This is a genomic window from Streptomyces sp. NPDC090088, from assembly GCF_044747345.1.
Classification (GTDB): Bacteria; Actinomycetota; Actinomycetes; order Streptomycetales; family Streptomycetaceae; genus Streptomyces.
Map to the genome: position 1 here is coordinate 736931 of NZ_JBIVDZ010000004.1, position 26119 is coordinate 763049.

Here is a 26119-nt window from a genome sequence, read left to right on the forward strand (position 1 = left end):
TCGCGTTCTGCTCTTCGACGGGTTCTGTCGCCGGGACGTGTGACCGTGCTCCGCGCCCCGGCACGTCCGGGGCCGCTCCGCGCCACCTCCCCCGCGCCGCCCGTCCCAGAGAGAACCGAGGTCCGCCATGTCCGTGACCGATGAGCTGCTGGCCAACAACGCCCGCTACGCCGAGACCTTCTCCGGTCCGCTTCCGCTGCCGCCCTCCCGGCAGGTCGCCGTCGTCGCCTGCATGGACGCCCGGCTCAACGTCTACGCGCTCCTCGGCCTGAACGACGGGGAGGCGCACGTCATCCGCAACGCGGGCGGCGTGGTCACCCAGGACGAGATCCGCTCGCTCGCCATCAGCCAGCGGCTGCTCGGCACCGAGGAGATCATCCTCGTCCACCACACCGACTGCGGCATGCTGACCTTCACCGACGACGGGTTCAAGGACGCGATCCAGAAGGAGACCGGGATCCGTCCGCCCTGGGCCGCGGAGGCGTTCACCGACCTGGAGGCGGACGTACGGCAGTCGATCGCCCGGATCAAGGCGGACCCCTTCGTCGTGCACAAGGACCGCGTCCGCGGCTTCGTCTTCGACGTGGCCACCGGGAAGCTGACCGAAGTCCGCTGACCCCGCGGGCGGACCGACGCCACGTCCCGCCGTCGCGTCCTGCCGTCGCGTCCTGCCCGCCGGCCGTCTCGTCGTGGCCCCGCCGCCGCGTGCCCGCGTGTTCTCGGAAGGAACCTCCATGTCCGGCCCCTTGTCCGGCCCTCTGCCCGGCCCCGCCCTGCACCTCGCCGTCGAGCTCGACGGTGACGGCTCCCATCCCTCGGCCTGGCGCCGCGCCGCCCACGCGCCCGACCGGTTGCTCGGCCCGCGCCGGCTGGCCCGGCTCGCCGCCACGGCCGAGAACGCCGGGTTCACCCTGATCACCCTGGACGACGGGGTGCTGCCGCCCGGGACCGCGCCGGATCCCGTGGGCCGGATCGGCGCGGTGGAGCGTGCCGCCTTCGCCGCGGCGTCCACGAGCACCATCGGCATCGCGCCCGCGCTGCCGGTCACGTACGCCGAACCCTTCCACGTCTCCAGCCAGTTGGCGTCGCTCGACCACATCTCCGCCGGCCGGGCGGGGTGGGTGGTGACGGAGGAGACCGGGCCGGAGGCCGCCCGTGCCTGGGGGCGGCCGCCGGTCACCGGGGCCGCGGAGCGCGCCCGGGAGTCCGGGGACGGGGTGGAGGTGGCCCGCGCGCTGTGGGACTCCTGGGAGGACGACGCGGTCATCCGGTCCGTGGCCACGAGCCGTTACCTCGACCGCGAACGGCTCCACTACATCGACTTCACCGGGGAGACCTACGCGGTCAAGGGCCCGGCGATCGTGCCGCGCCCGCCCCAGGGGCAGCTCGTCGTCCTGGGCCGCCCGGACCGGGTCCCGGCCGACCTGCTGGACGTCGCCCTGGTCGAGGGCCGCGACCTCGCGTCGGTCGCCGGGGCCGCCGCTGCCGCCGGTACGCCCCGGGTCTTCGCCGAGGTCGAGGTGGCGCTGGACACGCCGGACGCGACCGGCGCCGAGCGGGTCGCCGACCTGGCGCGGTACACGCCGTGGCCCGACCGGGGGCGGCTGCGCCACATCGGGTCTGCCGACGGACTGGCCGCGCTGCTGGCCGAGTTGAGCCGTCAGGTCGACGGTGTACGGCTGCGTCCGCTGGTGCTGGACGAGGACCTGCCCGTGCTCTCCCGGCTCGTCCTGCCGGACCTGTCCGCGCGGCGCCTCGTCGCCCGCCCGCTGCCCGGCACGGCCCTGCGCACGACCCTGGGTCTGGAGCGCCCCGCCAACCGTTTCGCGACCACCGCCGTCCCGGAGGAAGCCCGATGACCCGCACCGATCCCCTCGACGTGCCCCGGCCGCACGCCCAGCTGCACTTCGGGGTGTTCTTCCAGGGCGTCAACCACTGGACCATCTGGTCGGCCCCCGACAGCGGTTCGCAGATCGACCCCGCGTCCTTCCGGCGGGTCGCGCAGACCGCCGAACGGGGCCTGTTCGACGCGTTCTTCCTCGGCGAGGGGCTCCGGCTGCGGGAGGTCGACGGCAGGATCCACGACCTCGACGTGGCCGGACGGCCGGACGCCCTCACCCAGCTCGCCGCGCTGGCCGCGGTCACCCGCCGGATCGGCCTGGTCTCCACCTCCAACTCCACCTTCAACGAACCCGCCGACCTCGCCCGCCGGCTCTCCGGCCTCGACCTGCTCTCCGAGGGCCGGGCCGGCTGGAACGTGGTGACCACGGACAACGCCTGGACCGGCGCGAACTTCCGGCGCGGCGGCTACCTCGACCACGCCGACCGCTACCGGCGCGCCGAGGAGTTCCTGACCGTGGCCCGCGCCCTGTGGGACGGCTGGGACGACCAGGCGGTGGCCACCTCCGTCGAGGCACCCGCCTGGTCGGCGCCCGGTGCCGTACGGCGGGTACGCCACCGCGGACCGCAGTTCGACGTCGACCTCGCCCCGACGCTGCCGCGCAGCGAGCAGGGCCACCCGGTGATCTTCCAGGCCGGCGACTCGGGCGAGGGACGCGACTTCGCGGCCCGCAACGCCGACGTCATCTTCTCCGCGCACGGCACCGACTTCGACGACGCGCTGACCTTCGCCGAGGACATCCGGCGGCGGCTGCGGGCGGTCGGGCGGCCCGACGACGACCTGCGGATCCTGCCCGGTACCGAGATCATCCTGGGCGCCACCGAGGAGGAGGCGCAGGAGAAGAAGCGCTGGATCCGGCTCCAGCAGGTCACCCCGGCCACGGCCCTGGGGATCGCGGGGCTGCTGTGGGGCATCGACCTGACGGGGCGGGACGCCGACGGGCCGCTGCCCAAGGAGGATCCGGTGGTCGCCGATAACGACGGTTCCTTCGGCGCCCGGCGCGTCGTCGACTCCCGCGCGGTGGTCGCCGAATGGCGGGCGAAGGCGGAGGCGCACGGCTGGTCGCTGCGCGAGACCGTCATCGCGCTGGGCCCGCAGCGCGGGCACGTCGGCACCCCGTCCGGGCTGGCCGACAAGTTCGCCCGCTTCGTTCGGCACGGCGCGCTCGACGGTTTCAACGTCACGCCGTATCTGATCCCCGACGGACTCGACGACATCGTCGACCTGCTCGTGCCGGAACTGCAGGAACGCGGCGTCTACCGCACCGAGTACACCGGGACCACGCTGCGCGAGCACCTGGGCCTGCGCCCGCCCCTCACCCACCGGTCCGCACCCGAGCGGCGGCAGGCGGGCTGAACGACACATGACCCCGACCACGAAGGAGCACGCATGACGACCGAGGTCACCACGGACGTCCGGGACTTCACCGAGGACTGGCGGGAGTGGCACCGCGCCCAGGAGGCCCGGCTGGCCGACCCGCACGGCTTCCTCGCCATCACCGGCCTGCACTGGCTCGACGACCGGCCGCAGCGCTTCCCGGACGCCCCGGGCGCCTGGCACACCGGCCCCGACGGGGTCGTCGTCACCCTCGACGACGGAGAGGAACTTCTCGTCGACGGAGTACCGGTGCGCGGCACCCACGCCTTCGGTGTGCTGCCCGAGCGCGGCGGGGTGGACGCGGTGTGGGGCGATGCCGTCATCGAGGTCGCCAAGCGCGGCGGCAACGACATCGTGCGCCCCCGCCACCCGGAGGCGCCGCTGCGGACCGCCTTCACCGGCACGCCCGCCTACGCGCCCGACCCGCGCTGGGCCGTGACGGGCCGCTACGTCCCCTTCGACGTGCCGCGGCCGACCACCGTGGGCGCCGCGGTGGAGGGCCTTGAGCATGTGTACGACGCCCCCGGCCGGATCGAGTTCGCACTGGACGGGCGGGAGCTGGCCCTGACCGCGTTCCCCGGACGCGGGCCCGGCGCGCTGATGGTGCTGTTCACCGACGCGACCTCCGGGGTCACCACGTATGCCGCCAACCGGTCCCTGTCCGTCGGCCCGCCCGCGGCCGACGGCACGGTCGTCCTGGACTTCAACCGGGCCGCGAACCTGCCGTGCGCCTACACGGACCTGGCCACCTGCCCGCTGCCGCCCGCCGAGAACCGGCTGCCGGTGGCGATCGAGGCGGGCCAGAAGATCCCCCGCGAGCGCGGCGGTTCCTGACCCGGACGCCCCGGCGGGCTTGATCCACAGGACTACGATGTGGCCATGGCCGAGGGTTCCCGGGGCACCGGTGCGAAGGACGGGGACCGCCCCCTGCGGCGCGACGCCGCCCGCAACCGGGAACGGATCGTGCGCGCGGCGCGGGAGGTCTACGGGCTGCGCGGCCTGGGCGTCACCCTCGACGACGTGGCCCGGCACGCGGGAGTCGGCGTCGGTACGGTGTACCGGCGCTTCCCCACCAAGGAGGCCCTGGTGCGGGCCGTGTTCGAGCAGGATCTCGCGATGCGGCAGGAGTCCGCGCGGCAGGCGCTCGAACATCCCGATCCCTGGCGGGGGCTGGTCGACTTCCTCATGGCGATGACCGCGGATCTCGCCGAGAACCGCGGTCTGCACGAGGTGCTCCTGCTGGGGAGCCACAGTTCCGAGCCGTTCGAGACGGCCCGCGGGGGTATGCGCCCGCACCTGGAGGCGCTGATCCGCCGGGCCCAGGACAGCGGGCAGCTGCGTGCCGAGGTGGTCCCCTCCGACATCCCGGTGATGCAGCAGATGCTGATCGCCGCCGCCCAGTTCACCCAGGGCCGGCGGCCCGACATCTGGCGCCGCTACATCGAGATCCTCCTGAACGGCCTGCGGCAGCGCCCGGACGACCCGCCGCTGACGACGCCCGGCCTCAGCGACCCGCTGGTGGAGCGGCTGATGGGTCCGGTGCGGCCCGAACCGGCGCAGGCTCCGCCCGGCGAGGGCTGAACCGGGCCTGCCACAGGTCGCGCAGGACGGCGATCTCGGCCATGTGGTGGACGAGTTCGAGGTTGGTGCCCCACAGGACGTCCACGAAGGCGTCGTCGGGGTTCGAGCCGTAGGGGTACTGGGAGTAGCCGACGGTGTCGAGTTGTGCGTCGGTCACGGTGGCGACGCTGTCGCGCCAGCGGTCCACCGCCGCCCAGAACCGGTCGAGCGCCAGGCCCGCGTCGGGGGTGAAGTCGACCAGTTCCCTCGGTTCCCGGCGCCGCTCGCCGAAGGTCCACTCCCAGTCGCCGGCGAAGCCCGAGTGCAGGTGCCCGAGGCGCCAGGCGATGGTGGTGACCGGGGTCCGGTCGGGTTCCGGCGGTCCGGTGTGGGCGAGGACCTGTTCGACGCGCTCGACGCTCACGCTCCAGTCGTCGGCGATCTTGGCGACGGTCATGCCGGCGGCGGCCTGCCGGGCGACCTCGGCGTACTCGCCCGCCGGGATGTCCGGGGCGCCCTGGTCGAGCACCCAGTCGCCGGGTCCGTACGCCCTGGGCGTTCTCGCCTCGCCCCGGCGCCGGATGGACCAGCAGCCGGGTACCGGCTCCCACAGGTACTCCTCGTCGCCGAGCCCCGTCAGCCGCACCTGGGCCCGTTCCCTGGCGCAGTCGAACTGGTCGAGCAGTACCGCCAGACGGCCGGTCCCCATGGCGGGCTCCCTCCGCAGTGGCGCCCAACGCGCCGTGGTCAGGCGGAGGTTAACGGTTCGCCCGCGCGGGAGGCGACGCATTTCCCGCGCCCGCCCCGCCGGGGCACGGCCGGTCAGCTGTCGAAGTCGACCGTCAGCTTCTCGGAGACCGGGTACGACTGGCAGGTCAGCACGTACCCGGCGTCCACCTCGGCCGGTTCGAGGGCGTAGTTGCGGCGCATGTCGGCCTCGCCGTCGGTGATGCGCGCACGGCATGTGCCGCACACGCCGCCCTTGCAGGCGAAGGGGAGGTCCGGGCGGATGCGGGCGGCGGAGTCGAGGAGTGTGGTGCCGCGCGGCAGCCGGGCGGTGGTGGAGCGGCCGTCCAGGGTGACGGTGACCTCGCTGGCCGGGCCGGTGGCCACCGCGTCCTCGTGCCGGAGGGGTTCGATCGGCTCGTCGGCGTAGAAGAGTTCCTGGTGGACCCGGCCGCCGGGCACGCCCAGCGCGGCCAGGAGTTGTTGGGCGTCGCGGACCATGCCGTGCGGGCCGCACAGCCACCAGTGGTCGGCGGACGGGACGTCGATCAGCCCCTCGATCAGCGCGCCGAGCCGGTCGCCGTCCAGGCGGCCGGAGAGCAGGTCGGCCTCGCGGGGTTCGCGGGACAGCACATGGGCGAGGTGGAAGCGGGTGCGGTACTCGTCCTTCAGGTCGGCCAGTTCGTCGGCGAACATCACGGTGTCGGTGCGCCGGTTGCCGTAGAACAGGGTGACCCGCGAGCGGTCGTCGGCGGCCAGGACGGACTCGGCGATGGACATCATGGGGGTGATGCCCGAGCCGGCCGCGATCAGCACATGGTGGCCGGGCACCGTGAGGTCGGGGGTGAAGGCCCCGGTCGGTGCCATGACCTGGACGGTGTCGCCCGGGCGTACCTCGTGGACCAGCCAGGAGGAGAAGAGGCCGCCGGGCACCTCGCGGACGCCGATGCGGGGCGGCGCGCCGGCCGGCGAGCAGATCGAGTACGAGCGCCGTTCGTCCCGCCCGTCGACCTCGCGACGGAGGGTCAGCGACTGTCCGGGGCCGAAGGCGAACTCCTCGGTGAGGGCCGCGGGGACGTCGAAGGTCACCGCCACGGCGTCCTCGCACAGGCGCCGCACCGCGGCGACGCGCAGGGGATGGAAGGCCGGGCGGCGGCGCCGTACCGTCGTCGCGGGGGCACCGGCGGTCGGTGCCGTCAGCTCTGCCATCAGATCTCCTTGACGTACTCGAACGGCTCGCGGCAGGTGAGGCACCGCCACAGCGCCTTGCAGGAGGTGGCCGCGAAGCGGGAGGTCTCCTCGGTGTCGGCCGACCCGCAGTGCGGGCACGCGACCCTGCGACGGGTGGGCGACAGGTTCAGCGGGACGGGACCGGCGGGGTGCCGGGGCGCCGTCATCGGCGGGGCGATGCCGTGTTCGGCGAGCTTGCGGCGTCCCTCGGGGGTGATCCAGTCGCTGGTCCACGGCGGGTCGAGGACCGTGCGGATCTCCACCCGGGCGAAGCCGGCGTGCCGCAGCCGCGCGGCGACCCCGGCGCGCATCTCGGCCATGGCGGGGCAGCCGGAGTAGGTCGGGGTGAGGCTCGCGACCACCGTGCCGTCGGCCGCGACGGTGACCTCGCGCAGCACACCGAGGTCGGCGAGGGTGAGCATGGGGAGTTCGGGGTCGGGGACCTGTTCGGCGAGGTGCCGGGCCCGCCGGAGGTCGGACAGCACGGTGGTCACCATGTCGCCTCCGGGTGGGCGCGGGCCACGCTCTGCAGCTCGGCGAGGAGCGGGGCGAGGTGCTCGGTGTGCTCGCCGTCGCGGCCGTTGCCGGGCCGGGACGCGGGGTGCGGCAGGGGAAGTCCGGCCGCGTCGAGGACCTGCCGGAGGTCCGCCTCGACCGCCTCGCGCACGTCCTGTGCGGCGAACAGCTCCTCCCAGTAGGGGGACTGCGACTCCAGGGCGGTCAGCATGCGCGCGTGGGACTCGTCGGTGCCGTCGCCCAGGCGTACGACCCACTCGGCGGCGTACTGCCGGTGGTAGGTGAGTTCCTTGACGCCCTTGGCGGCGATCGCCGCGAGCACCGGGTCGGGTGCGTCGGCCAGTTCGGTGAAGTGCGCCAGGCGCCAGCTGGCGCACACCAGGAGCCGCAGGACGGAGAAGGCGAAGTCGCCGTTGGGGAGTTCGGCGAGGGTGACGTTGCGGAAGTCGCCGGGGTCGCGGAAGTAGGCGTAGGCGTCCTCCGTGCGGCCGGTGCCGTCCGTCTGGCCGCAGCGGGAGTAGAGCAGGCGGGCCTGGCCGAGCAGGTCGAGCCCGATGTTGGCCAAAGCCACCTCCTCCTCCAGCTCGGGGGCGAGGGTGACCCACTCGGCGAGCCGCTGGGCCAGGACCAGGGCGTCGTCGCCGAGCGCCAGGCACAGGGCGGCCAGCGCGGTGGCGTCGACGCCCTCGGGCACGGCGGTGTCGACGCCGTGCAGCGGGTCCTCGAAGCCGGTCCCGAACGCCCAGCGGGCGTCGCCGTCGTCGTGGCCCTCGGCCAGGCTCAGGTAGACGTGGTCGTCGTCGCTCATCACCGGCTCCTAGATGTGCGGGACATCGTCGGGGATGTCGTAGAAGGTCGGGTGCCGGTAGACCTTGTCGGCGCTCGGGTCGAAGAAGGGGTCCTTCTCGTCCCGGGTGGAGGCGGCGATCCGGTCCGAGCGCACGGCCCAGATGCTGACGCCCTCGTTGCGCCGGGTGTACAGATCGCGGGCGTGGGTGAGGGCCATCTGGTCGTCGGCCGCGTGCAGCGAGCCGACGTGGACGTGGTTGAGGCCGCGCTTGCCCCGGACGAAGATCTCGTACAGCGGCCAGTTCCCGGTGTCGCTCATGCCACAGCCTCCTCGCGTGTCCGGGCGGCCTGCTTGGCGGCGTGGGCGCCGGCGGCCGCACGCACCCAGGCACCCTCCTCGTGGGCGGTGCGCCGGCGTTCCGTCCGCTGCGCGTTGCAGGGGCCGTTGCCGCTGATGACTTCCTTGAGTTCGCCGAAGTCGGGGGTGCCGAAGTCGTGGTGGCCGCGCTCCTCGTTCCAGCGCAGCTCGGGGTCGGGCAGGGTCACGCCGAGCCGGGCCGCCTGGGGCACGGTCATGTCGACGAAGCGCCGGCGCAGTTCGTCGTTGCTGTGCCGCTTGATCTTCCAGGCCATCGACTGCGCCGAGTTGGGCGAGTCGTCGTCGGGCGGGCCGAACATCATCAGGGACGGCCACCACCAGCGGTCCACGGCGTCCTGGACCATCTCCCGCTGGGCGTCGGTGCCGCGCATCATGGTCATCAGCAGTTCGTAGCCCTGCCGCTGGTGGAAGGACTCCTCCTTGCAGATCCGGACCATCGCCCGCGCGTAGGGGCCGTAGGAGCTGCGGCACAGCGGCACCTGGTTGCAGATGGCGGCGCCGTCCACGAACCAGCCGATGACGCCGACGTCCGCGAAGCTGAGCGTCGGGTAGTTGAAGATCGACGAGTACTTCTGGCGGCCTTCGACCAGGCGCTCGGTGAGGTCCGCGCGGTCGGCGCCCAGGGTCTCGGCGGCCGAGTACAGGTACAGGCCGTGCCCGGCCTCGTCCTGGACCTTGGCGAACAGGATCGCCTTGCGGCGCAGCGACGGCGCCCGGGTGATCCACTCGCCTTCCGGCTGCATGCCGATGATCTCCGAGTGCGCGTGCTGGGCGATCTGCCGGACCAGCGTCCTGCGGTAGCCCTCCGGCATCCAGTCACGCGGCTCGATCCGCTGGTCCCGCGCGATCGTCGCCTCGAAGTGGGACTCCAGCGCGTGCTCGGCGTCCCTTCCGGCCGCTTCAGTCATCTCCACCAACTCCCAACCGACCATTCGTTCGGTTCATCATAAGGTGCTCCCTCCCCGATCTGGCAAGGGCCGCGCCCGATCAGGGCACGCCGAAGGGTGGCCGCCCCGCCGCGGTCACCAGGTGTAGAAGCCCTGTCCCGTCTTGTGACCGAGTTCGCCGCGCGCCACCTTGTCGCGCAGCAGTCGCGGCGGGGCGAAGCGGTCGCCGAGGGTCGTGTGCAGGTACTCGGCGATGGCGAGCCGTACGTCGAGTCCTACGAGGTCGGTCAGGCGCAGCGGGCCCATGGGGTGTTTGTAGCCGAGCCGCATGGCGTCGTCGATGGCCTCGGGCGCGGCGACGCCCTCCTCGACCATCCGGATCGCCTCCAGCCCCAGGGCGAGGCCGAGCCTGCTGCTGGCGAAGCCGGGCGAGTCCTTGACGACGACGTCCTGCTTGCCCAGCGCCCTGGTCCATTCCAGGGCGGCCTCCACGGTGGGCGCGGCGGTGCCGGGGGCGACGACGATCTCGACGAGCGCGGAGGCGGGCACCGGGTTGAAGAAGTGCATCCCTGGGAAGCGGTCCGGCCGCCGCAGGACGGCGGCGAGGTCGGTCACCGACAGCGAGCTGGTGTTGGTGGCCAGCACGGTCGTGTCGCCCACGGCCTCCTCGGCCGCCTTCAGAAGGCGGGCCTTGAGCGCCGCGTCCTCGGGTACGGCCTCCACGAGCAGCTCGGTCTCCGGTGGCAGCGCGGCCATCGACCGTACGACGCTCACCCGGCCGGCCACCCGCTCGGCGGGCTCGCTCAGGTGACCGCGTTCCCCGGCCCGCCGCAGGCTGCCGCCGATCCGCTCCAGCGCCGCGGCGGCGGCCTCCGCGCCGCTCTCCACCACGGTCACGGCCGAGCCGGCGGCGGCGAAGGACTGGGCGATGCCCGCGCCCATGCGACCCCCGCCGACGACAGCGACGGTCCTGGGTGGCGTCGTCATGCGCGACTCCTCTTCTCCAGGAAACGGGTCATGCGCTCCCTCTTGTCCGCTCCCTCGAAGAGCACGGCCTGCGCCAGGTCGTCGGCGAGGGGATGGGCCCCGGGCGAGTCGACGACGAGCTTCGTCAGCCGCAGGGCCAGGGCGGAGGAGCGCGCCATGCGGTCGAGCACGGCATGGGCGTGTTCCAGCAGTTCCGTGGCGGGCACGACCGCCATGACCAGGCCCGCGGCGAGCGCCGCCGGGGCGTCGAGGGTGCGGCCGGCGAGCAGGATCTGCTTGGCGACGGACTCCCCGACCAGTTCGGGCAGCCGCCAGCAGGCGCCGGCCGCCGCGAGGATGCCGAGGCCCGGCTCGGGGTTGCCGAAGACGGCGCCGGGACCGGCGATCCGCAGGTCGCAGGCGTAGGCCAGCTCGGCCCCGCCGCCCAGGGCCCAGCCCTCGACGGCGGCCAGGGTGGGCATGGGCAGCCGCCGGACGCGCTCGAACAGACGGCTGTTGATGCCCTGCAGCGCCTCCTCCCGGCCGCGCTCGCGCAGTTCGGCGATGTCGGCGCCGCCCGCGAAGACCCCGCCGTGGCCGGTCAGGAGCAGCAGCCTGGGTTCGTTCTCCAGCCGCTCGCACACCTGGTGCAGTTCGGCGATCATCAGGCCGCTGATGGCGTTGCGGGCCTCGGGGCGGTGGAGGGTGACGACGACCCGGTCGGCCCGCTCCTCCACCAGCAGCGTCTCGTACTCCGGGGAGGCGGTCACACCCGCTCCACCAGCAGGGCGACACCCTGGCCCACGCCCACACAGAGCGTGGCAAGACCGCGGCGGCCGTTCTCCCGCTCCAGGCGGCCGAGGAGGGTCAGCAGGATGCGGGCGCCGGAGCAGCCGAGCGGATGCCCCAGGGCGATGGCCCCGCCGTCTGCGTTCACCTGCCCCTCGTCGAGCTTGAGCCGGCGGATGACGGCGAGCGCCTGGGCGGCGAACGCCTCGTTGAGTTCCACGGCGTCCAGGTCGCCGGTCTGCCAGCCGGCCCGGGCCAGAGCCTTCTCGGTGGCGGGGACCGGGCCGAGCCCCATGAGGTGGGGCTGGACCCCGGCGGAGGCCGAGGCGACGATCCGGGCCCGGGGCGTGAGGCCGTACCGCTCCACCGCCTCGGCACCCGCGACCACCAGGGCGGCCGCGCCGTCGGACAGCGGCGAGGACGAGCCGGCCGTGACGATGCCGTCCGCGCGGAAGACCGTCCGCAGGGAGCCCAGCTTCTCCAGGGTGGTGGCGGGACGGGGTCCCTCGTCCCGGGTCACCTCGCCGCCCTTCACCGGGACCGGCACGATCTCGCGGTCGAAGCGGCCCGCCTCCTGGGCGGCCACGGCCCGCTGGTGGCTGCGCAGGGCGAAGGCGTCGGAGTCGGCGCGGGTGATGCCGTCCAGGGCCGCGACCTCCTCCGCGGTCTCGCCCATGGACAGGGTGACCCGCACCGCCTCCGGTCCGGCGTCCGCGGGCACGGCGCGGTCGGCGGCGGTGAAACGCGGGTTGGTGAACCGCCAGCCCAGGGCGGTGTCGTGCACCTGCCCGGGCTTGGCCCACGGGGTGCCGGGCTTCTCCATCACCCAGGGCGCCCGGGTCATGGACTCCACTCCCCCGGCGACCACCAGCTCCGCCTCCCCCGCGCGGATCGACTGGGCCGCCGAGGCCACGGCGGTCAGGCCCGAGGCGCACAGGCGGTTGACGGTGTAGCCGGGCACGGTGTGCGGCAGCCCGGCGAGCAGCACCGCCATCCGCGCCACGTCCCGGTTGTCCTCGCCCGCCTGGTTGGCGGCCCCCAGCACGACCTCGTCCACGGCCGCGCCGGGCACACCGGCACGGCGGACGGCCTCACCGACGACGAGGGCGGCGAGGTCGTCGGGGCGTACCGCGGCCAGGGCGCCGCCGTAGCGGCCCTGCGGGGTGCGGGCCCCGTCGATCAGGAACACGTCGTCGGACATCGGACAGCCTCCTCGGCTCAGGGGTGGACGGCGCCCCGCGCGCGCCTTTCGACGGCCTCGTTCCCCCTCTTGACATGCGGGGGTCTTGCTGGATTACTTGACCACGCCGCACGCTAACCGAATGTTCGGTCGGTTCACAAGGTGGTGGAAATGACGACCCAGGTACCGGGTACGACACCTGGCCCCGTCGAGACGATGTTCGCCGCGGACGAGGCGTCCCGGCGGCTGGGCATCGAGTTGCTGGAGCACGGCGAAGGGACCGCCGTCCTGCGGATGACCGTGTCCGCCTCCCAGGTCAACGGGCACCGGATCGCCCACGGCGGCCATGTGTTCCTGCTCGCCGACTCGGCGTTCGCCTGCGCCTGCAACAGCCACGGCCCCGTGACCGTCGCCGCCGGCGCCGACATCGACTTCATCGCCCCGGCGTACGAGGGAGACGTCCTGGTCGCCACCGCGCGGGAGCGCGTCCGGTTCGGCCGCAGCGGTGTCTACGACGTGAGGGTCGTGCGCGGCGACGAGGTGATCGCGGAGTTCCGCGGCCGCAGTCGCACCCTGCGCACGAAGAAAGAGGAGCCGCAATGAGCAGCGAAGTGATCGCGCCCGAGCCCAGGGGCACCCGCCGGGGAGAGCCGCTCCCCGAGGCACTGCTGGACGACGCCGAGCGGATGTCCCGCGCGGAGCTCCAGGCGCTCCAGCTCACCCGGCTCCGCGCGACACTGCGGCACGCGTACGACAACGTCGAGCTGTACCGCAAGAAGTTCGACGCGGCCGGCGTGCACCCCGACGACTGCCACACCCTCGCCGACCTCGCCCGCTTCCCCTTCACGACCAAGGCCGACCTGCGGGACACCTACCCCTTCGGCATGTTCGCGGTGCCGATGTCCGAGGTGCGGCGGGTGCACGCCTCCAGCGGCACCACCGGCCGCCCCACCGTGGTGGGTTACACCGACAACGACCTGTCGATGTGGGCGGACGTCGTCGCCCGCTCGATCCGGGCGGCCGGCGGCCGCCCCGGGCACAAGGTGCATGTCTCCTACGGCTACGGGCTGTTCACCGGCGGCCTGGGCGCCCACTACGGCGCCGAGCGCGCCGGCTGCACGGTGATCCCCGCGTCCGGCGGGATGACCGCGCGCCAGGTGCAGATCATCCAGGACTTCCGGCCCGAGATCATCATGGTCACGCCCTCCTACATGCTGACCCTGCTCGACGAGTTCGAGCGCCAGGGCATCGACCCTCGCTCCACCTCCCTGAAGGTGGGCATCTTCGGTGCCGAGCCCTGGACCGAGGAGATGCGCCGCGAGATCGAGGAGCGGCTCGACATCCACGCGGTCGACATATACGGGCTGTCCGAGGTGATCGGACCCGGGGTCGCGCAGGAGTGCGTGGACACCAAGGACGGGCTGCACGTCTGGGAGGACCACTTCTACCCCGAGGTCGTGGACCCGCTGGGCGACGAGGTGCTGGCCGACGGCGAGAGCGGGGAACTGGTCTTCACCTCGCTCACCAAGGAGGCGCTGCCCGTCGTCCGCTACCGCACCCGTGACCTGACGCGGCTGCTGCCGGGCACCGCACGCCCCGGGTTCCGCCGTATCGAGAAGATCACCGGCCGCTCCGACGACATGATCATCCTGCGGGGGGTCAACGTCTTCCCCAGCCAGGTGGAGGAGATCGTGCTGCGCACGCCGGGCGTGGCCCCGCACTTCCAGATCCAGGTCAGCCGGAAGGGACGGATGGACCACATGACCGTCCGCGTGGAGGCCCGGCCCGACGCCGGCCCCGCCGACCGCGCGGCCGCCGCCCTGACCATCGCCCAGGGCGTCAAGGACGGCGTCGGGGTCAGCGTCGAGGTCGACGTGGTCGACCCGGAGACCCTGGAGCGCTCCCTCGGCAAACTCCGCCGGGTCAGGGACCTGCGCAAGTCCTAATCCACTGGCGGGCGGCGGGCCGGCATGCCTACCGTCCTCCCCATGCCCGAGCTCCAGTTGCTCCGCGCGGACCACGCCCCCGCACTCCTCGCCTTCGAGCGGGAGAACCGCGCCTATTTCGCGGCGGTGATCCCCGATCGCGGCGACGACTACTTCGCCCGGTTCGACGAGATCCACCGCGCGCGGCTGGCCGAACAGGAGGCCGGGGTCTGCTATTTCCATGTGCTGGTCGACGCGGCGGGCGAGGTGCTGGGGCGGATCAACCTGGTGGACGTGGCGGACGGCGCGGCCGATCTGGGGTACCGGATCGCGGAGCGCGCCGCCGGGCGCGGGCTGGCGACCTCGGCCGTGCGGGAGATCTGCCGACTCGCCGCCGACAGCTACGGACTGACCGCCCTGCGGGCCGCCGCGCGGCAGGAGAACGCGGCGTCCCGGACCGTACTGGACCGTAACGGGTTCGCCGTCACCGGCGAGATCCTGCTCTCGGGCCGCCCCGCTCTGAGCTACCTGCGCCGGTTCCAGGGTGCATGAGGTGCCCTGACCGGCACCGGGCCGCGGCGCCCGTGGTGCGCCGCGGCCCTCCGGGAAGCGGTCAGCCGCTCACCGGCCTGCCACGGCCCCACGCCCAGGCGAGGCGGTCGGCGCCGGACTGGTTGGTGGTGGCCAGCCAGGGGCGGGACGCGTCGCCGATCAGCTTCTGGATCGAGTACGTGTCGTCGGTGCGCAGGCCCGGCCAGTACACCGAGCCCATGCCGAGCTCGCGGAACACGTCGGTGTCGGCCTGGATGAAGTTGACGGAGTTGTCGTCCGGAGCGGGCTTGTTGTAGTCGAGCCCCGTGGTCATCGGGGCACCGAACTCGTCGGCGACGGTGCGTCCCGCGCAGTCGCCGAGGCGCTCCTTGAGGTCGGCCACCCACTGGTCGTAGGTGGCGTAGCTCTTCCAGAACCCGTAGTGGTGCAGGGAGAGGTAGGTGCCCTTCAGACGCGGGTCGGCGCAGACGGTGGTGACGTGGTCGTTGTAGCCGGCGCCGGAGACGAAGACCCGGTTGTGCGGGACGGACGGGTAGGTCGCCAGCCACTTGGCGGCGAGGTCGGCCCATTCGGCGTCGGTGTAGCCGTGCGGCTCGTTCATCGGCTCGAAGTAGACGTGCGGGTCGTGCCGGTAGGCCTTCACGACCGTGTCCCACATGGGCCAGTAGGTGGCCTCGTCGTCGATGAAGCCGTCCTTGTTGGCGCCGGTGCCCTCCCAGTAGGAGACGATCACCTTGAAGCCCTGGGCGGAGGCCGCGTCGATGACCCCGCGGTACGACTTCCAGTACGAGCCGTTCACGGTGTACGGGTTGATGGGCAGCCGTACGGTGTTGGCCCCGAGGTTGGCGCGGAACGCCGCGATCACCCGGGTCGCCTTGGCATAGGTCTGGGCGTAGCTGTCGGAGAGCGACAGACCGGAGAGGACCACCGGGTCGTCGGCGTAGTTGTCGCGCGGGTCGGCCCAGTTGACGCCCTTGAACTGGCTGGTGCCGTGGCCCGGGACGGCGGCGGAGGCCGGGCTGCCGGTGAGGGTGGTGGCGCCCACCGCGGCGATCGCGACCGCCGCGAGGGCGGCGCGGGTACGGGGGGTGATACGGGTTCTGGCGGGGGTCTTGCGCATCAACGTGCCCTTTCAGGAGACGGCGGCTCGACGCAGGGGCCCGACGGCCCCGGACCACGTGTTCACGTAAACATCGACGCGGTGTGTTTACGTGAACATCCGCTGCGCGACGCTGCGACGGGATCTCCGTCGGGGCTGGTCACCCGACGATGTTTACGTAAACTCGAAAGCGTCGGAATCGTGGCATCCGCCCCTGCGGCCGTCAAGGTTTCCGGTCCCGACTTCCCGTGCATGAAGGAGAATTGAGGGGTGGGGCGATGGAGCTGAACGAGCCGGAGCAGTGGGTGCCGCCGACCGCGGGCAGTGCGCGGCGCAGCGGGTCCGGGGTGCCCGGCGGGCGCCGCAAGCAGCGGGTCTCCATGGCCGATGTCGCCGAACTCGCCGGGGTCTCCTCGCAGACCGTCTCACGGGTCTCCAACGGCCATCCGGGGGTGATCGCCGCCACCCGGGAGCAGGTGCTCGCCGCGATGCGCGAGCTGGGCTACCGGCCCAACAGCGCGGCGCGCGCCCTGCGTTACGGCCAGTTCAACACCATCGGCGTGATCCTGTTCAGCCTGGCCTCCACGGGCAGCAGCCGTACCGTGGAGGCGATCGCCACGCATGCCGCGGCCGAGGGGTACGCGATCACCCTCATCCCCATCGACGTGGCCACCCAGGACAACGTGCTCGGTGCCTTCACGCGGATGGGCGAGCTGGCCGTGGACGCCGTCATCGTCATCATGGAGATCCATCTGCTCGACAGCGGTACGGTCCAACTGCCGCCCGGTGTCCATGTCGTGGTGGTGGACTCGGATGCCGGGGACCGCTACAGCGTGGTCGACACCGACCAGGCCGACGGCGCCCGCAAGGCCGTACGGCATCTGCTGGAGCTGGGACACCGGACCGTGTGGCATGTGTCCGGTCCCGGGACGTCGTACGCGGGCGAGCGCCGCACCCAGGCGTGGCGGGCGGTGCTGGAGGAGGCCGGGCGCCCGGTCCCGGCGCCGCTGCGCGGTGACTGGTCGGCCGAGTCCGGTTACGCGGCCGGGCTCGTGCTCGCCGAAGAGCCGGGCTGCACCGCCGTGTTCGCGTCCAACGACCAGATGGCCCTGGGGCTGCTGCGCGCCTTCCACGAGCGGGGCCGGTCGGTACCGGCGGACATCAGTGTGGTCGGCTTCGACGACACCCCCGACGCGGCCTTCTTCATCCCGCCCCTCACCACCGTCCACCAGGACTTCGCCGAGGTCGGCCGCCGCTGCGTACAGGGCGTCCTGCGCCAGATCCGCACCCGCGACGACTCCCGCCCCGGCACCGATCTCGTCCCGGCCCACCTGGTGATCCGGGCCAGCACCGCCCCGCCCGGCGCCCCGGCCGGAGCGTGATCGCGCCTCAGGTCTCCCGGGTCAGCCGGCCGGCGCGTGCGCGGTGAGGGCGGTCAGGGCGTGCCGGAGGGTGGTGCCGTTCGACGGAGGTTCGTCCCAGCGGGCGGCGATGTGGCCGTCCGGACGGACGAGGAGGGCGCCGCCGCGCGGGCTCGGGCGGTCCGGGCCGGCGTGTTCGCCCGGCAGGGCCTCGACCCGCAACGGCCAGGAGGCGGTGCCCTGTTGCTCCCAGCGGGCCGGGTCCGGGGTGAGCAGGGTGAACCACTCGCCGCAGGCGTCGAGCGTCGAGCGGTCCGGGCCGAGCCAGTGATGGGGCATACGGTGGCCCGGCAGCGCGGTGGGGACGTACTCGGTGCCGGAGAGATCGGGCGGACCCACGTGGTCGGCCAGGACGGCACCGGAGCGGTAGGCCACGCCGAGCACCAGGCCGAGCTGTGCGAAGTACCGCTCCGACCAGGGCAGTTCGACCGGTGTGGACGCCGACGCGCCGCTGCGGAGGTGTTCGTTGCGCAGCTTCTGCACCTGGATGAGGAGCTCGGTGTTCCCGACGGCCTGGCGGAGCGTCTCGCGGGCGACGGGCAGCCGCTCCGTCTCGTACGTTTCCAGCAGGGCCGGTTCGGCCCAGCCCTGGAGCACGCCGGCCAGTTTCCAGCAGAGGTTGTGGGCGTCGGCGACACCGACGTTCATGCCCAGGCCGCCGATCGGGGGGACCGCGTGCGCGGCGTCGCCGGCCAGCAGGACCCGGCCCCGGGCGAAGCGCTCGGCCACGGACGCGGACATCGACCAGTGCTGGACCCGCACCACGTCCGCCCGTACCTCGGCGCCGGGGCCCAGGGCCCGGGAGACGAGTCCGGACCAGTCGGCGTGCTCGGCGTCGCCGGGCGTGGCGCCGAACCAGGCCCAGCCGCCGTCGGGGTAGAGCGGGGTGAAGGTGCCGAACGCGGTGAAGTAGACCCCGGCGGGCTGGTCCGCGCACCAGCGGGCCAGGTCGGCGTCGAAGACGACGGTGGTGAAGCTGCCGAGCGCTCCGGGACCGGTGGTGCCGATGCCCAGCCGCTCGCGGACGGTGGAGTTCGCGCCGTCGGCGGCGAGCACGTACCGGGCGCGGACGCGGGTGCGGATGCCGCGTTCCCGGTCGGCGACCAGGGCGAGGACACCCTCGGATTCCTGCTCCAGGCCGACGAGTTCGGCCCCGAACCGTACGTCTCCCCCGGCCGCCGCGAGCAGGACGGGCTCCAGCCGGTCCTGCGAGGTGAGCGTGCCGACGACCGGGCTCTCGGGCACCGGCGCGTGCACCCCGACCATCGCGGCGGTGGCGAAGTCGGGGTCGTACAGGGTGTCGCGGAACCGGACCCGGCCGTACTCGGGCGCGAACGCGTCCGCCGCGATCCGGTCGGCGATCCCGAGCTGCCGGAAGATCTCCATCGAGCGCACGTTGACCAGCCGGGACCGGGGGAAGGGGGACAGCTCGCGGTGCTTCTCGACCAGCAGGGTCGGCACGCCCCAGCGGTCCAGCAGCGCCCGGGCGGTGAGCCCGACCGGCCCACCGCCGACGATCAGCACCGGCACCTCGACGTCCGCTCCAGGCATGACTCCATCATCCGGGCCCGCCGCCCGGCCGCAATCACCGCGGATCGGGGTGCACCCGAACGGGTCCCGGCGGGCGCGACGATCCCGGCGGCCCCGGCGGTCAGGTCCGAGGACCGGCCGCGTACGCCAGCGGTGGCGCCATGGCCCGGACGTCCGCTCCCTCGCCGACCCACAGCCCGATGTACAGCGCGGCGGCCGCCTCCAGGAGCCCCGCCCGGTCGAGGCCACCGGCGGCCAGCGGTGCGCAGCCCACGTCCCGCACCAGCCGGCCCACCCGAGCGAGCGCCCGCTCGTCGTCCCCGCAGAGCGGAACGGCCAGCGGCCGCCCGTCGAAGACCGGTGGCCGCATGCGCCACACGTCCTCGTGGCAGAGGTTGAACGCCTTGACCACATGGGCTCCCGGCGCCGCCGCGGCCAGTCGCCGCGCCGCCGACGCACCGCCCTCCGTCAGCAGCCGGAATCCCGCGCCGACCGGATTGGAGCAGTCGATCACCGTCCGCCCGTCGAGGGCCGCCCGCAGCTCCCCGACCACGGCCGCGCCCGCCGCGAAGGGCAGTGCGGCCAGCACCACGGGACCGGACTCGGCCGCCGCGCGCGGACCGGCGGCCCGGGTGCCGGCCCCGATCCGCGCCGCGAGCCGTTCCGCCCTGCCGAGGTCCCGTCCTCCGACGGTGACCTGGTGCCCGGCCCGCGCCCAGTGGGTGGCGAGGGCGTCCGCCATGTTGCCCGTCCCCAGTACGCCGATCCGCATCAACCGCTCCTTCTCCAGGCCTGCTTGAGTCGTTCGCACCGACGCTACGCAGCCCGTCGGGCACCATCTGGTACGTGACGACCGACGCCTTCCTCGCCGACTGCCGCGCCCGCCTCGCCTTCGACCTGCTCTCGCACACCTGGAACGCCGTGGTGCTCTGGGCCCTGCGGGACGGGCCGAGGCGCCCGCTCGAACTGCGCGAGCGGATCGGGGGCATCAGCTCCAAGGTGCTCACCGAGACGCTGCGGCGCCTGCAGTTCAACGGTCTGGTGACGCGCCGGGCGTTCCCCGGGGCCCCGCCGCGCGTGGAGTACCGGCTCACCGCGCTCGGACAGTCGTTGCTGGGCCCCATCGACGCCGTCGGAGCCTGGGCCTTCGCCCACGGCGACGAGGTGATGGCCGCGCAGGAGTCCGGCGGCACCGCCACCGAGTGAGCGACCGCGTCGTACACCGGTGCCGGTCACGGGCTCGTACCCTGTGCGGTGTGCCTGCCACCCGTCTGCATCGCGTCGCCGTCCTGGTGCTGGAGGGGGCGAAGCCCCTGGACGTCGGGATCCCGGCGCAGGTGTTCACGACCCGGGCGAGCATGCCGTACGAGGTACGGGTGTGCGGGGCGGCGCCCGGTCTGGTCACCGGCGGCGACGGGCTGTCGTACCACGTCGCCCATGGCCTCGACGCGCTGGAGTGGGCGGAGATCGTGTTCGTGCCCGGGTACCGGTTCCCGGACCGGGAGGACCCGCCGCCGGCCGTCGTGGACGCGCTGCTGGCCGCGCACGCGCGGGGTGCGCGGCTGGCCGCGATCTCCACCGGGGCCTTCGCGCTCGCCGCGACCGGGCTGCTCGACGGACGGCGGGCCACGACGCACTGGCACTACACGCGGGCGCTCGCCGAGAGGCATCCGCTGGTCAAGGTCGACGAGAACGTGCTGTTCGTCGACGAGGGCAGCGTGCTGACGTCGGCCGGTGCCGCCTCGGGCATCGACCTGTGCCTGCACATCCTGCGCGGTGACCTCGGGGTCGCCGCGTCCAACCACGCGGCCCGGCGGCTGGTCGCGGCTCCCTATCGCAGCGGCGGTCAGGCGCAGTACGTGCCGCGCAGCGTGCCCGAACCGCTGGGCGAGCGGTTCGCCGCGACCCGCGAGTGGGCCCTGCACCGGCTGGACGGACCGCTCACCCTCGACGCGCTCGCCCGGCACGCGGGGGTCTCGGCGCGCACGTTCTCCCGGCGCTTCGCCGAGGACACCGGGTACACGCCGATGCAATGGGTGATGCGGGCCCGCATCGACCTGGCGCGGGAGCTGCTGGAGCGCTCGGAGCGGAGCGTCGAGCAGATCGCCGACGACGTCGGCCTCGGCACCGGCGCCAACCTGCGGCTGCACTTCCAGCGGATCCTCGGGACGACACCGAGCGAGTACCGGCGCACGTTCACCAAGGGCGAGTAGCGGCGGCCGGGCGCTCCGCGCGCAGCGAGGTCTCCCAAAGGCTGGCGGGATCCTTTTGAACCATGGCGATCTCGCCGCTGTCGCCGCCGGACGCGGGCCGCGAACCTGGGGGTGTAGCGAAGGGACGCCATTCATGACTCGTATCGCCATCAACGGATTCGGCCGCATCGGACGCAATGTGCTGCGCGCTCTGCTGGAGCGGGACAGCGACCTGGAGGTCGTCGCCGTCAACGACCTCACCGAGCCCACCGCGCTCGCGCGGCTGCTCGCCTTCGACTCGACGGCGGGCCGGCTGGGACGTCCGGTGAGCGTCGACGGGGACGTCCTCGTCGTCGACGGCCGCCGTATCAAGGTGCTCGCCGAGCGCGATCCGGCGCAGCTGCCGTGGGCCGAGCTCGGTGTGGACATCGCGCTGGAGTCGACCGGCCGCTTCACGTCGGCGAAGGCCGCCCGCGCCCACCTCGACGCGGGTGCGCGGAAGGTGCTGGTCAGCGCGCCGTCGGACGGTGCCGACGTCACGCTCGCGTACGGCGTGAACACCGACGCGTACGACCCGCAGACGCACACGGTCGTCTCCAACGCCTCCTGCACGACCAACGCGCTCGCGCCGCTCGCCGCCGTCCTCGACGAACTCGCCGGGATCGAGCACGGGTTCATGACGACGGTGCACGCGTACACCCAGGAGCAGAACCTGCAGGACGGCCCGCACCGCGACCCGCGGCGCGCCCGGGCCGCGGGGGTCAACATCGTGCCGACGACGACGGGTGCCGCCAAGGCGATCGGCCTGGTGCTGCCGAACCTCGACGGCAGGCTGTCCGGCGACTCGATCCGGGTGCCGGTGCCGGTGGGCTCGATCGTCGAGCTGAACACGACGGTCTCCCGTGACGTGACCCGCGACGACGTGCTGGCCGCGTACCGCGCGGCGGCGGACGGGCCGCTCGCGGGCGTCCTCGAGTACTCGGAGGACCCGCTGGTGTCCGCGGACATCACGGGCAACCCGGCCTCGTCGATCTTCGACTCGGCGCTGACCCGTGTCGACGGCCGGCACGTGAAGGTGGTCGCCTGGTACGACAACGAGTGGGGCTTCTCCAACCGCGTGATCGACACGCTGGAGCTGCTCGCGCGCTGACGGGGGGGAGCGGCCGGCCACGGTTCGGTGGCCGGCCGCTCCCTGCCGTGCGTCAGCCCGCGGCCCCGGCCGGGTGCGGCGCCGTTTCCGTCGCGGTCCGCGGGGCCCGCGCGGGGCGGATCCCGATCAGCGCCACGGCGATCACCGCGGCCACCAGCATCCCGATCCCGCCGACGAGCGCGCAGGTGTGCAGGGCGTCGGTGAAGCTCGCGCCGTAGGCGCCCTGGGCCTGTCCGGTGGTCTCCGGGGTCTTCAGCTGCAGGAACGCCCCGGCCTGGATGCCGACGTGCGAGACCAGTCCGCTCACCTGTCCCTGGTCGGCGGGGGTCAGTCCGGACGAGGCGAGGTGTCCGGGCAGGGTGGCCAGGGTGCGGTGGGTGAGGACGACGCCGAAGACGGCGGGGCCGAGGGCGCTGCCGATCTGGCGGAGCGCGCTGTTGGCCGCGGCGGCGGTGCCGCCGAGCCGGTGCGGCAGGGCGTCCATGGCGATGGTGGTGATCGGCGCCATGGCGAGCGCGATGCCGATGCCGAGCACGCCGATGACCAGGGCGGCCTCGCCGGTGCCGGTGTCGGCCTGGAAGGCGTTCACCAGGAGGGCGCCGATCCCGCCGACCACCAGGCCGGTGACCAGCAGCAGTCCGGGCGTGACCCGGTTCATCAGCCGCCCGACGAGCGGGCCGAGCACCACCGTGAAGCCGTTGATGGCGATGAGCCGGATGCCGATGTCCAGCGTCGAGGCGTGGTGGACGAGCCCGAAGTACTCGCTGAGCGCGAAGACCAGGCCGACCTGGGCGAACAGGGTGACGGCCATGACGATCGCCGCGCCCGAGAACGCCGCCGACTTGAACAGGCGCATGTCCAGCATCGGGCAGGCCGAGCGGAGTTCCACCAGGACGAAGCCGACCGCGCCGAGAGCGGCGGCCACGAAGGCGATCACGGCCTGCGCCGACGACCATCCGTCGCTGCCGCCCTCGATGACGCCGTAGACGAGCCCGGTGATGGCGACGACGGCCAGCACCTGCCCGGGAACGTCCAGGTGGCGTTCGCGCTCGGCCCGGGAGTCGGTCAGCAGGGTGGCGCCGATCACGGCGGTCGCGACGGCGACGACGAGCGAGGGCAGGAAGATCCACCGCCAGCTCGCGTGCTCCACGATCAGGCCGTTGACCACCGGGCCGAGGGTCAGTCCGAGGCCGAGGGCGGCCGTCCACAGGGCTATCGCCCGGGCTCGCCTGCGCGGGTCCGGGCAGACATGCCCGATCAGCGCGAGGGTGGAGGGCAGCAGGGCGGCGGTGCCGACGCCGGTGAGCGCCTGGCCCACGCAGACCTGGACGACGCTGCCGGCGGTGAGGCACACCAGGCAGCCGAGGCAGAACAGCACCAGCCCGGCCAGGTACGTCTTCTTACGGCCGTACAGGTCACCCACCATGCCGCAGGTCAGCAGCAGCGCCGCGGTCGGCAGGATGAAGGCGTCGGTGATCCACTGGAGCCCGACGGTGGAGGCGTCGAGGGCCTGTTGCATGACCGGAAGCGCGACGGAGACCCCGACGACCGGCAGGTAGGAGACGAACACCCCGAGGCAGGCCAGCACGATGGTGGCCGTGATGTGCCGGTTGCCGGTGCCCGTGTCGGGCGGCGCGGACGGGGACGAGGCAGGAGAAGGCATGGCCACAGGGCACCTCGAAGCAGTGGAGTGACAGGGCGACATACATCGGCGGCGGACGCGGCTCTGCCGCCGGGCCGACAGCGCGGCCCCCGTCGTGTCGATCCCGCCGCACGGCCGCGCGGCGCCTGCGCGGCGTGTTTCGGCCGGAATCTCCGTTGACGTGAGCCACTTCTGTCGGGACGAGCGCTACGGACCGTATACCGACGCCCCGCCCCCAGAGATGCCCTTGGACCTGCAACCTAAGGTGAACGCCGCTGACGCCTGCCCCCGTCCGACGGGCCCGGAGCACGAAACCGAAGCGCTGCCCTGGCTCCGACGCCGCCCGCCCCGGACGTCCCTTGACCTGTCAGACCCCCGCCCCAGGATGCGCGCATGCAGCCGATCCTCGACGCGGAGGTCGAGGGCGGTGACCCCTTCGCGCGGGTGGCGGTTCCCGGGACCGCGCTGTCGTTCTCCTCGCTCCGCGGAATGGAGGCGATGGTGCCCGGTTCGGCGATCGGCAACGCGCGTGGGGGCGTCACCCTGGAGTTCCGGATCGCCGACGTGGACACCTGCCACGTACCGGCGCGTGGGGAGGCCGCTCGGTGCGCGTGATCCGGACCTGCGCCTCCACGGCTGCCCCGGCTCAGTCCTCGTTCGCCACCACCCGGACTAGCTTGCCCTTCGCGTCCGTCTGGAGATAGCCGCTCTGGTCGTACTCGTTGCTGAGGTAGACGGACATCCCGGCGGGGTCGCCGAAGGCGTTGCCCGGGAGGTCCACGACCAGGTAACGGGTGTTCACGTTGGGCACGTTGAGCTTCTTCTTCGCCTGGGCCAGCAGCGAGGGGACCTTGTCCCAGTCGAAGCCGTCCAGGCGGACGGGTGTTCCCAGGCTGTCGATCAGGCTGCCCTTGCTGATCAAGTCCTCCTCCACGCCCTGACCCGCGCGGTAGGTGTAGCTGTCGTACGCGCTGTCGCTGCCCTTCACCATCACATAGGCGATGACGTAGTCCGGGTAGACGGTGAGCTTGCCGAACCGGTCCCGGCCGGTCTTCTTCTCGATGGCGGCGACGGCGGTGCGGATGCCTTGCGGGGTCAGCAGGTCGGTCGTGGTGGTGGTCTCCCCCGAGCCCGTGCCCGAAGCCGTGGGAGAGCCGGTGGCAGCGGTCGAGGACGAGGTCGTACCGGTGGAGTCCCCGGACGGGGAGTCGTGTGTGCCGGATCCCGGCAGCTGGGTCCACAGGAGAGCGCCCGCGAGGGCCACTCCGGCGGTGGGCAGGACGAACAGGGTCCAGCGGCGGCGGGGAGCGACCGGCACGGGAGAGGTCGGGCCCACGTGCTGCGGTCCGGTGGTGTCCTGGGGCGGCGCCACCGGGGGCTGGAGCGGGAAGGACGTGGGGGTGGTCTGGGACGGGGTCTGGGTCTGGCGGGCGGCGTCGACCAGCATGCGGTCCAGTTGTCGGACGTCCGGGCGGGCCTGCGGGTCGCGGACCAGGACGCGGTTGAGGACGTCCGTCAAGGGGCCGGCGTTGGCCGGCGGCGGTATGTCGTCGGAGAGGACGGCGGCGAGCGTCGCGAGGGTGGTGCCCCGGCGCAGCGGATGGTGGCCCTCGACGGCCACGTACAGCATCATCGCGAGCGACCACAGGTCGGCGGCCGGGCCGCCGTCCTTGCCGGAGACCCGCTCGGGGGCCATGTAGTCGGGGGTGCCGATGACCGAACCGGTGGCGGTGAGGGCGGTGGCCTCACGGACGGCGGCGATGCCGAAGTCGGTGAGCACCGGGCGGCCGTCGGGGCGCATCAGGACGTTGGCCGGCTTCACGTCGCGGTGCTCGATACCGGCCTCGTGGGCGGCCCGGAGGGCGGCCAGCACCTCGCGGCCGATGCGCGCGGCCTCGACGGGGTTCATCGGACCGCGGGCGAGACGGTCCGCCAGGGAGCCGCCGGTGACGAGTTCCATGACGATCCACGGGTAGGTGCCCGGGCCGCCGTCGACGATGTGATGGATCGTCACCACGTTGGGGTGGTCGACCCGGGCCAGCGCCCGGGCCTCCCGCAGTACCCGCTCCCGCAGCAGCCGCGCGGCCTCCGGGTCGTACTCGGCGAGCCCGGGGTCGGCCGGCCGTACCTCCTTGACGGCCACACTGCGGTGCAGCACCAGGTCGGTGGCGCGCCAGACCATGCCCATGCCGCCGCCACCGAGCCGTGCCTGCAGCTCGAACCGCCCGTCGACGACCCGTCTCGCGGGGTTGTCTCTGCCCTCGTCGTTCATGCGCGGGAGCTTAGTTGCCGGGACCGACAGCCTCGCA

27 protein-coding genes are annotated in these 26119 nt (G+C 73.2%); 13 read left to right on the plus strand and 14 right to left on the minus strand.

All coding sequences use genetic code 11. The features are described 5' to 3' along the window. Positions 1–127: 127 nt before the first annotated feature. The 5 genes from ACIPSJ_RS23295 to ACIPSJ_RS23315 all read left to right on the plus strand — a co-directional run bounded on the left by ACIPSJ_RS23295 (position 128) and on the right by ACIPSJ_RS23315 (position 4858). Positions 128–616, plus strand: coding sequence for a carbonic anhydrase (locus tag ACIPSJ_RS23295; RefSeq protein WP_359223567.1), 489 nt, complete (start codon positions 128–130; stop codon positions 614–616). Between the two features lie 142 nt (positions 617–758). Next, positions 759–1859 carry an LLM class flavin-dependent oxidoreductase gene (locus ACIPSJ_RS23300; protein WP_401348675.1) on the plus strand — a complete coding sequence of 367 codons (1101 nt, stop codon included), beginning with the start codon at positions 759–761 and terminating at the stop codon, positions 1857–1859. Continuing rightward, positions 1856–3256 carry an NtaA/DmoA family FMN-dependent monooxygenase gene (locus ACIPSJ_RS23305; RefSeq protein WP_401348387.1) on the plus strand — a complete coding sequence of 467 codons (1401 nt, stop codon included), beginning with the start codon at positions 1856–1858 and terminating at the stop codon, positions 3254–3256. Before ACIPSJ_RS23300 ends, ACIPSJ_RS23305 begins: the two co-directional genes overlap by 4 nt. A gap of 33 nt (positions 3257–3289) precedes the next feature. Further along, positions 3290–4111, plus strand: coding sequence for a DUF1684 domain-containing protein (locus ACIPSJ_RS23310; protein ID WP_359223563.1), 822 nt, complete (start codon positions 3290–3292; stop codon positions 4109–4111). Positions 4112–4156: 45 nt separating this feature from the next. Then, entirely contained in the window at positions 4157–4858 is a 702-nt protein-coding gene (locus ACIPSJ_RS23315; RefSeq protein ID WP_401348390.1) for a TetR/AcrR family transcriptional regulator, read from the plus strand. On the opposite strand, the gene ACIPSJ_RS23320 is transcribed toward ACIPSJ_RS23315, so the two are convergent. The 9 genes from ACIPSJ_RS23320 to ACIPSJ_RS23360 all read right to left on the minus strand — a co-directional run bounded on the left by ACIPSJ_RS23320 (position 4782) and on the right by ACIPSJ_RS23360 (position 12320). Then, positions 4782–5546: a DinB family protein gene (locus tag ACIPSJ_RS23320; protein ID WP_401348392.1), complete on the minus strand. Its 765-nt coding sequence runs from the start codon at positions 5544–5546 to the stop codon at positions 4782–4784. The two genes, ACIPSJ_RS23315 and ACIPSJ_RS23320, sit on opposite strands and share 77 nt — an antisense overlap. A 113-nt stretch (positions 5547–5659) precedes the next feature. Then, a complete protein-coding gene (gene paaE / locus ACIPSJ_RS23325; RefSeq protein ID WP_401348394.1) occupies positions 5660–6772 on the minus strand; it encodes a 1,2-phenylacetyl-CoA epoxidase subunit PaaE in 1113 nt (370 codons plus the stop codon). After that, on the minus strand, positions 6772–7290 hold the full coding sequence (gene paaD, locus ACIPSJ_RS23330; RefSeq protein WP_401348396.1) for a 1,2-phenylacetyl-CoA epoxidase subunit PaaD: 519 nt from the start codon (positions 7288–7290) through the stop codon (positions 6772–6774). The genes paaE and paaD overlap by 1 nt, the downstream gene beginning before the upstream one ends. Next, complete coding sequence (gene paaC, locus ACIPSJ_RS23335; RefSeq protein WP_401348398.1) at positions 7284–8117, minus strand: 1,2-phenylacetyl-CoA epoxidase subunit PaaC; 834 nt, start codon at positions 8115–8117, stop codon at positions 7284–7286. Before paaC ends, paaD begins: the two co-directional genes overlap by 7 nt. Before the next feature lie 9 nt (positions 8118–8126). Continuing rightward, a complete protein-coding gene (gene paaB / locus ACIPSJ_RS23340) occupies positions 8127–8417 on the minus strand; it encodes a 1,2-phenylacetyl-CoA epoxidase subunit PaaB (protein WP_355727655.1) in 291 nt (96 codons plus the stop codon). Continuing rightward, entirely contained in the window at positions 8414–9385 is a 972-nt protein-coding gene (gene paaA / locus ACIPSJ_RS23345; protein WP_401348400.1) for a 1,2-phenylacetyl-CoA epoxidase subunit PaaA, read from the minus strand. The genes paaB and paaA overlap by 4 nt, the downstream gene beginning before the upstream one ends. Positions 9386–9499: 114 nt before the next feature. Continuing rightward, positions 9500–10351: a 3-hydroxyacyl-CoA dehydrogenase family protein gene (locus tag ACIPSJ_RS23350; RefSeq protein ID WP_401348403.1), complete on the minus strand. Its 852-nt coding sequence runs from the start codon at positions 10349–10351 to the stop codon at positions 9500–9502. Next, the gene (locus ACIPSJ_RS23355; RefSeq protein ID WP_401348406.1) at positions 10348–11100 is read right to left on the minus strand and encodes an enoyl-CoA hydratase/isomerase family protein; all 753 of its coding nucleotides are present in this window, start codon (positions 11098–11100) and stop codon (positions 10348–10350) included. The genes ACIPSJ_RS23350 and ACIPSJ_RS23355 overlap by 4 nt, the downstream gene beginning before the upstream one ends. Next, positions 11097–12320 carry a thiolase family protein gene (locus ACIPSJ_RS23360; RefSeq protein WP_401348409.1) on the minus strand — a complete coding sequence of 408 codons (1224 nt, stop codon included), beginning with the start codon at positions 12318–12320 and terminating at the stop codon, positions 11097–11099. Before ACIPSJ_RS23360 ends, ACIPSJ_RS23355 begins: the two co-directional genes overlap by 4 nt. 150 nt (positions 12321–12470) lie before the next feature. On the opposite strand from ACIPSJ_RS23360, the gene paaI reads away from it, so the two are divergent. The 3 genes from paaI to ACIPSJ_RS23375 are packed head-to-tail and all read left to right on the plus strand — an operon-like array spanning position 12471 to position 14776. Then, positions 12471–12902: a hydroxyphenylacetyl-CoA thioesterase PaaI gene (gene paaI, locus ACIPSJ_RS23365; protein ID WP_359223542.1), complete on the plus strand. Its 432-nt coding sequence runs from the start codon at positions 12471–12473 to the stop codon at positions 12900–12902. Then, entirely contained in the window at positions 12899–14245 is a 1347-nt protein-coding gene (paaK, locus tag ACIPSJ_RS23370; protein ID WP_401348413.1) for a phenylacetate--CoA ligase PaaK, read from the plus strand. The genes paaI and paaK overlap by 4 nt, the downstream gene beginning before the upstream one ends. A gap of 42 nt (positions 14246–14287) precedes the next feature. After that, positions 14288–14776, plus strand: coding sequence for a GNAT family N-acetyltransferase (locus tag ACIPSJ_RS23375; RefSeq protein WP_401348416.1), 489 nt, complete (start codon positions 14288–14290; stop codon positions 14774–14776). A 61-nt stretch (positions 14777–14837) separates the two neighbouring features. Here the strand turns inward: ACIPSJ_RS23375 and ACIPSJ_RS23380 are convergent, their stop codons facing one another. Then, complete coding sequence (locus ACIPSJ_RS23380) at positions 14838–15896, minus strand: cellulase family glycosylhydrolase (RefSeq protein ID WP_355727646.1); 1059 nt, start codon at positions 15894–15896, stop codon at positions 14838–14840. A gap of 257 nt (positions 15897–16153) precedes the next feature. Here ACIPSJ_RS23380 and ACIPSJ_RS23385 point away from each other — a divergent pair, with 257 nt between their 5' ends. Next, positions 16154–17257 carry a LacI family DNA-binding transcriptional regulator gene (locus ACIPSJ_RS23385; protein ID WP_401348419.1) on the plus strand — a complete coding sequence of 368 codons (1104 nt, stop codon included), beginning with the start codon at positions 16154–16156 and terminating at the stop codon, positions 17255–17257. Between the two features lie 21 nt (positions 17258–17278). Here the strand turns inward: ACIPSJ_RS23385 and ACIPSJ_RS23390 are convergent, their stop codons facing one another. Both ACIPSJ_RS23390 and ACIPSJ_RS23395 read right to left on the minus strand, forming a co-directional pair. Then, on the minus strand, positions 17279–18847 hold the full coding sequence (locus tag ACIPSJ_RS23390) for an FAD-dependent monooxygenase (RefSeq protein WP_401348422.1): 1569 nt from the start codon (positions 18845–18847) through the stop codon (positions 17279–17281). Between the two features lie 100 nt (positions 18848–18947). Next, positions 18948–19598: an NADPH-dependent F420 reductase gene (locus ACIPSJ_RS23395; RefSeq protein WP_401348425.1), complete on the minus strand. Its 651-nt coding sequence runs from the start codon at positions 19596–19598 to the stop codon at positions 18948–18950. A gap of 74 nt (positions 19599–19672) precedes the next feature. Here ACIPSJ_RS23395 and ACIPSJ_RS23400 point away from each other — a divergent pair, with 74 nt between their 5' ends. The 3 genes from ACIPSJ_RS23400 (at position 19673) to gap (ending at position 22168) form a co-directional block, all read left to right on the plus strand. Continuing rightward, positions 19673–20032, plus strand: coding sequence for a winged helix-turn-helix transcriptional regulator (locus ACIPSJ_RS23400; protein ID WP_401348428.1), 360 nt, complete (start codon positions 19673–19675; stop codon positions 20030–20032). Between the two features lie 50 nt (positions 20033–20082). After that, a complete protein-coding gene (locus ACIPSJ_RS23405; RefSeq protein WP_359223531.1) occupies positions 20083–21039 on the plus strand; it encodes a helix-turn-helix domain-containing protein in 957 nt (318 codons plus the stop codon). Between the two features lie 133 nt (positions 21040–21172). Then, positions 21173–22168 (plus strand): type I glyceraldehyde-3-phosphate dehydrogenase, encoded by a 996-nt coding sequence (gene gap / locus ACIPSJ_RS23410; RefSeq protein ID WP_401348432.1) that lies wholly within the window; start codon positions 21173–21175, stop codon positions 22166–22168. A gap of 52 nt (positions 22169–22220) precedes the next feature. Here gap and ACIPSJ_RS23415 read toward each other — a convergent pair whose 3' ends face one another. Beyond that, positions 22221–23831 (minus strand): MFS transporter, encoded by a 1611-nt coding sequence (locus tag ACIPSJ_RS23415; protein WP_401348435.1) that lies wholly within the window; start codon positions 23829–23831, stop codon positions 22221–22223. A 372-nt stretch (positions 23832–24203) separates the two neighbouring features. On the opposite strand from ACIPSJ_RS23415, the gene ACIPSJ_RS23420 reads away from it, so the two are divergent. After that, complete coding sequence (locus ACIPSJ_RS23420) at positions 24204–24425, plus strand: hypothetical protein (RefSeq protein WP_359226687.1); 222 nt, start codon at positions 24204–24206, stop codon at positions 24423–24425. Positions 24426–24456: 31 nt separating this feature from the next. Here the strand turns inward: ACIPSJ_RS23420 and ACIPSJ_RS23425 are convergent, their stop codons facing one another. After that, the gene (locus tag ACIPSJ_RS23425) at positions 24457–26082 is read right to left on the minus strand and encodes a serine/threonine-protein kinase (protein ID WP_401348439.1); all 1626 of its coding nucleotides are present in this window, start codon (positions 26080–26082) and stop codon (positions 24457–24459) included. Positions 26083–26119: the final 37 nt, after the last annotated feature.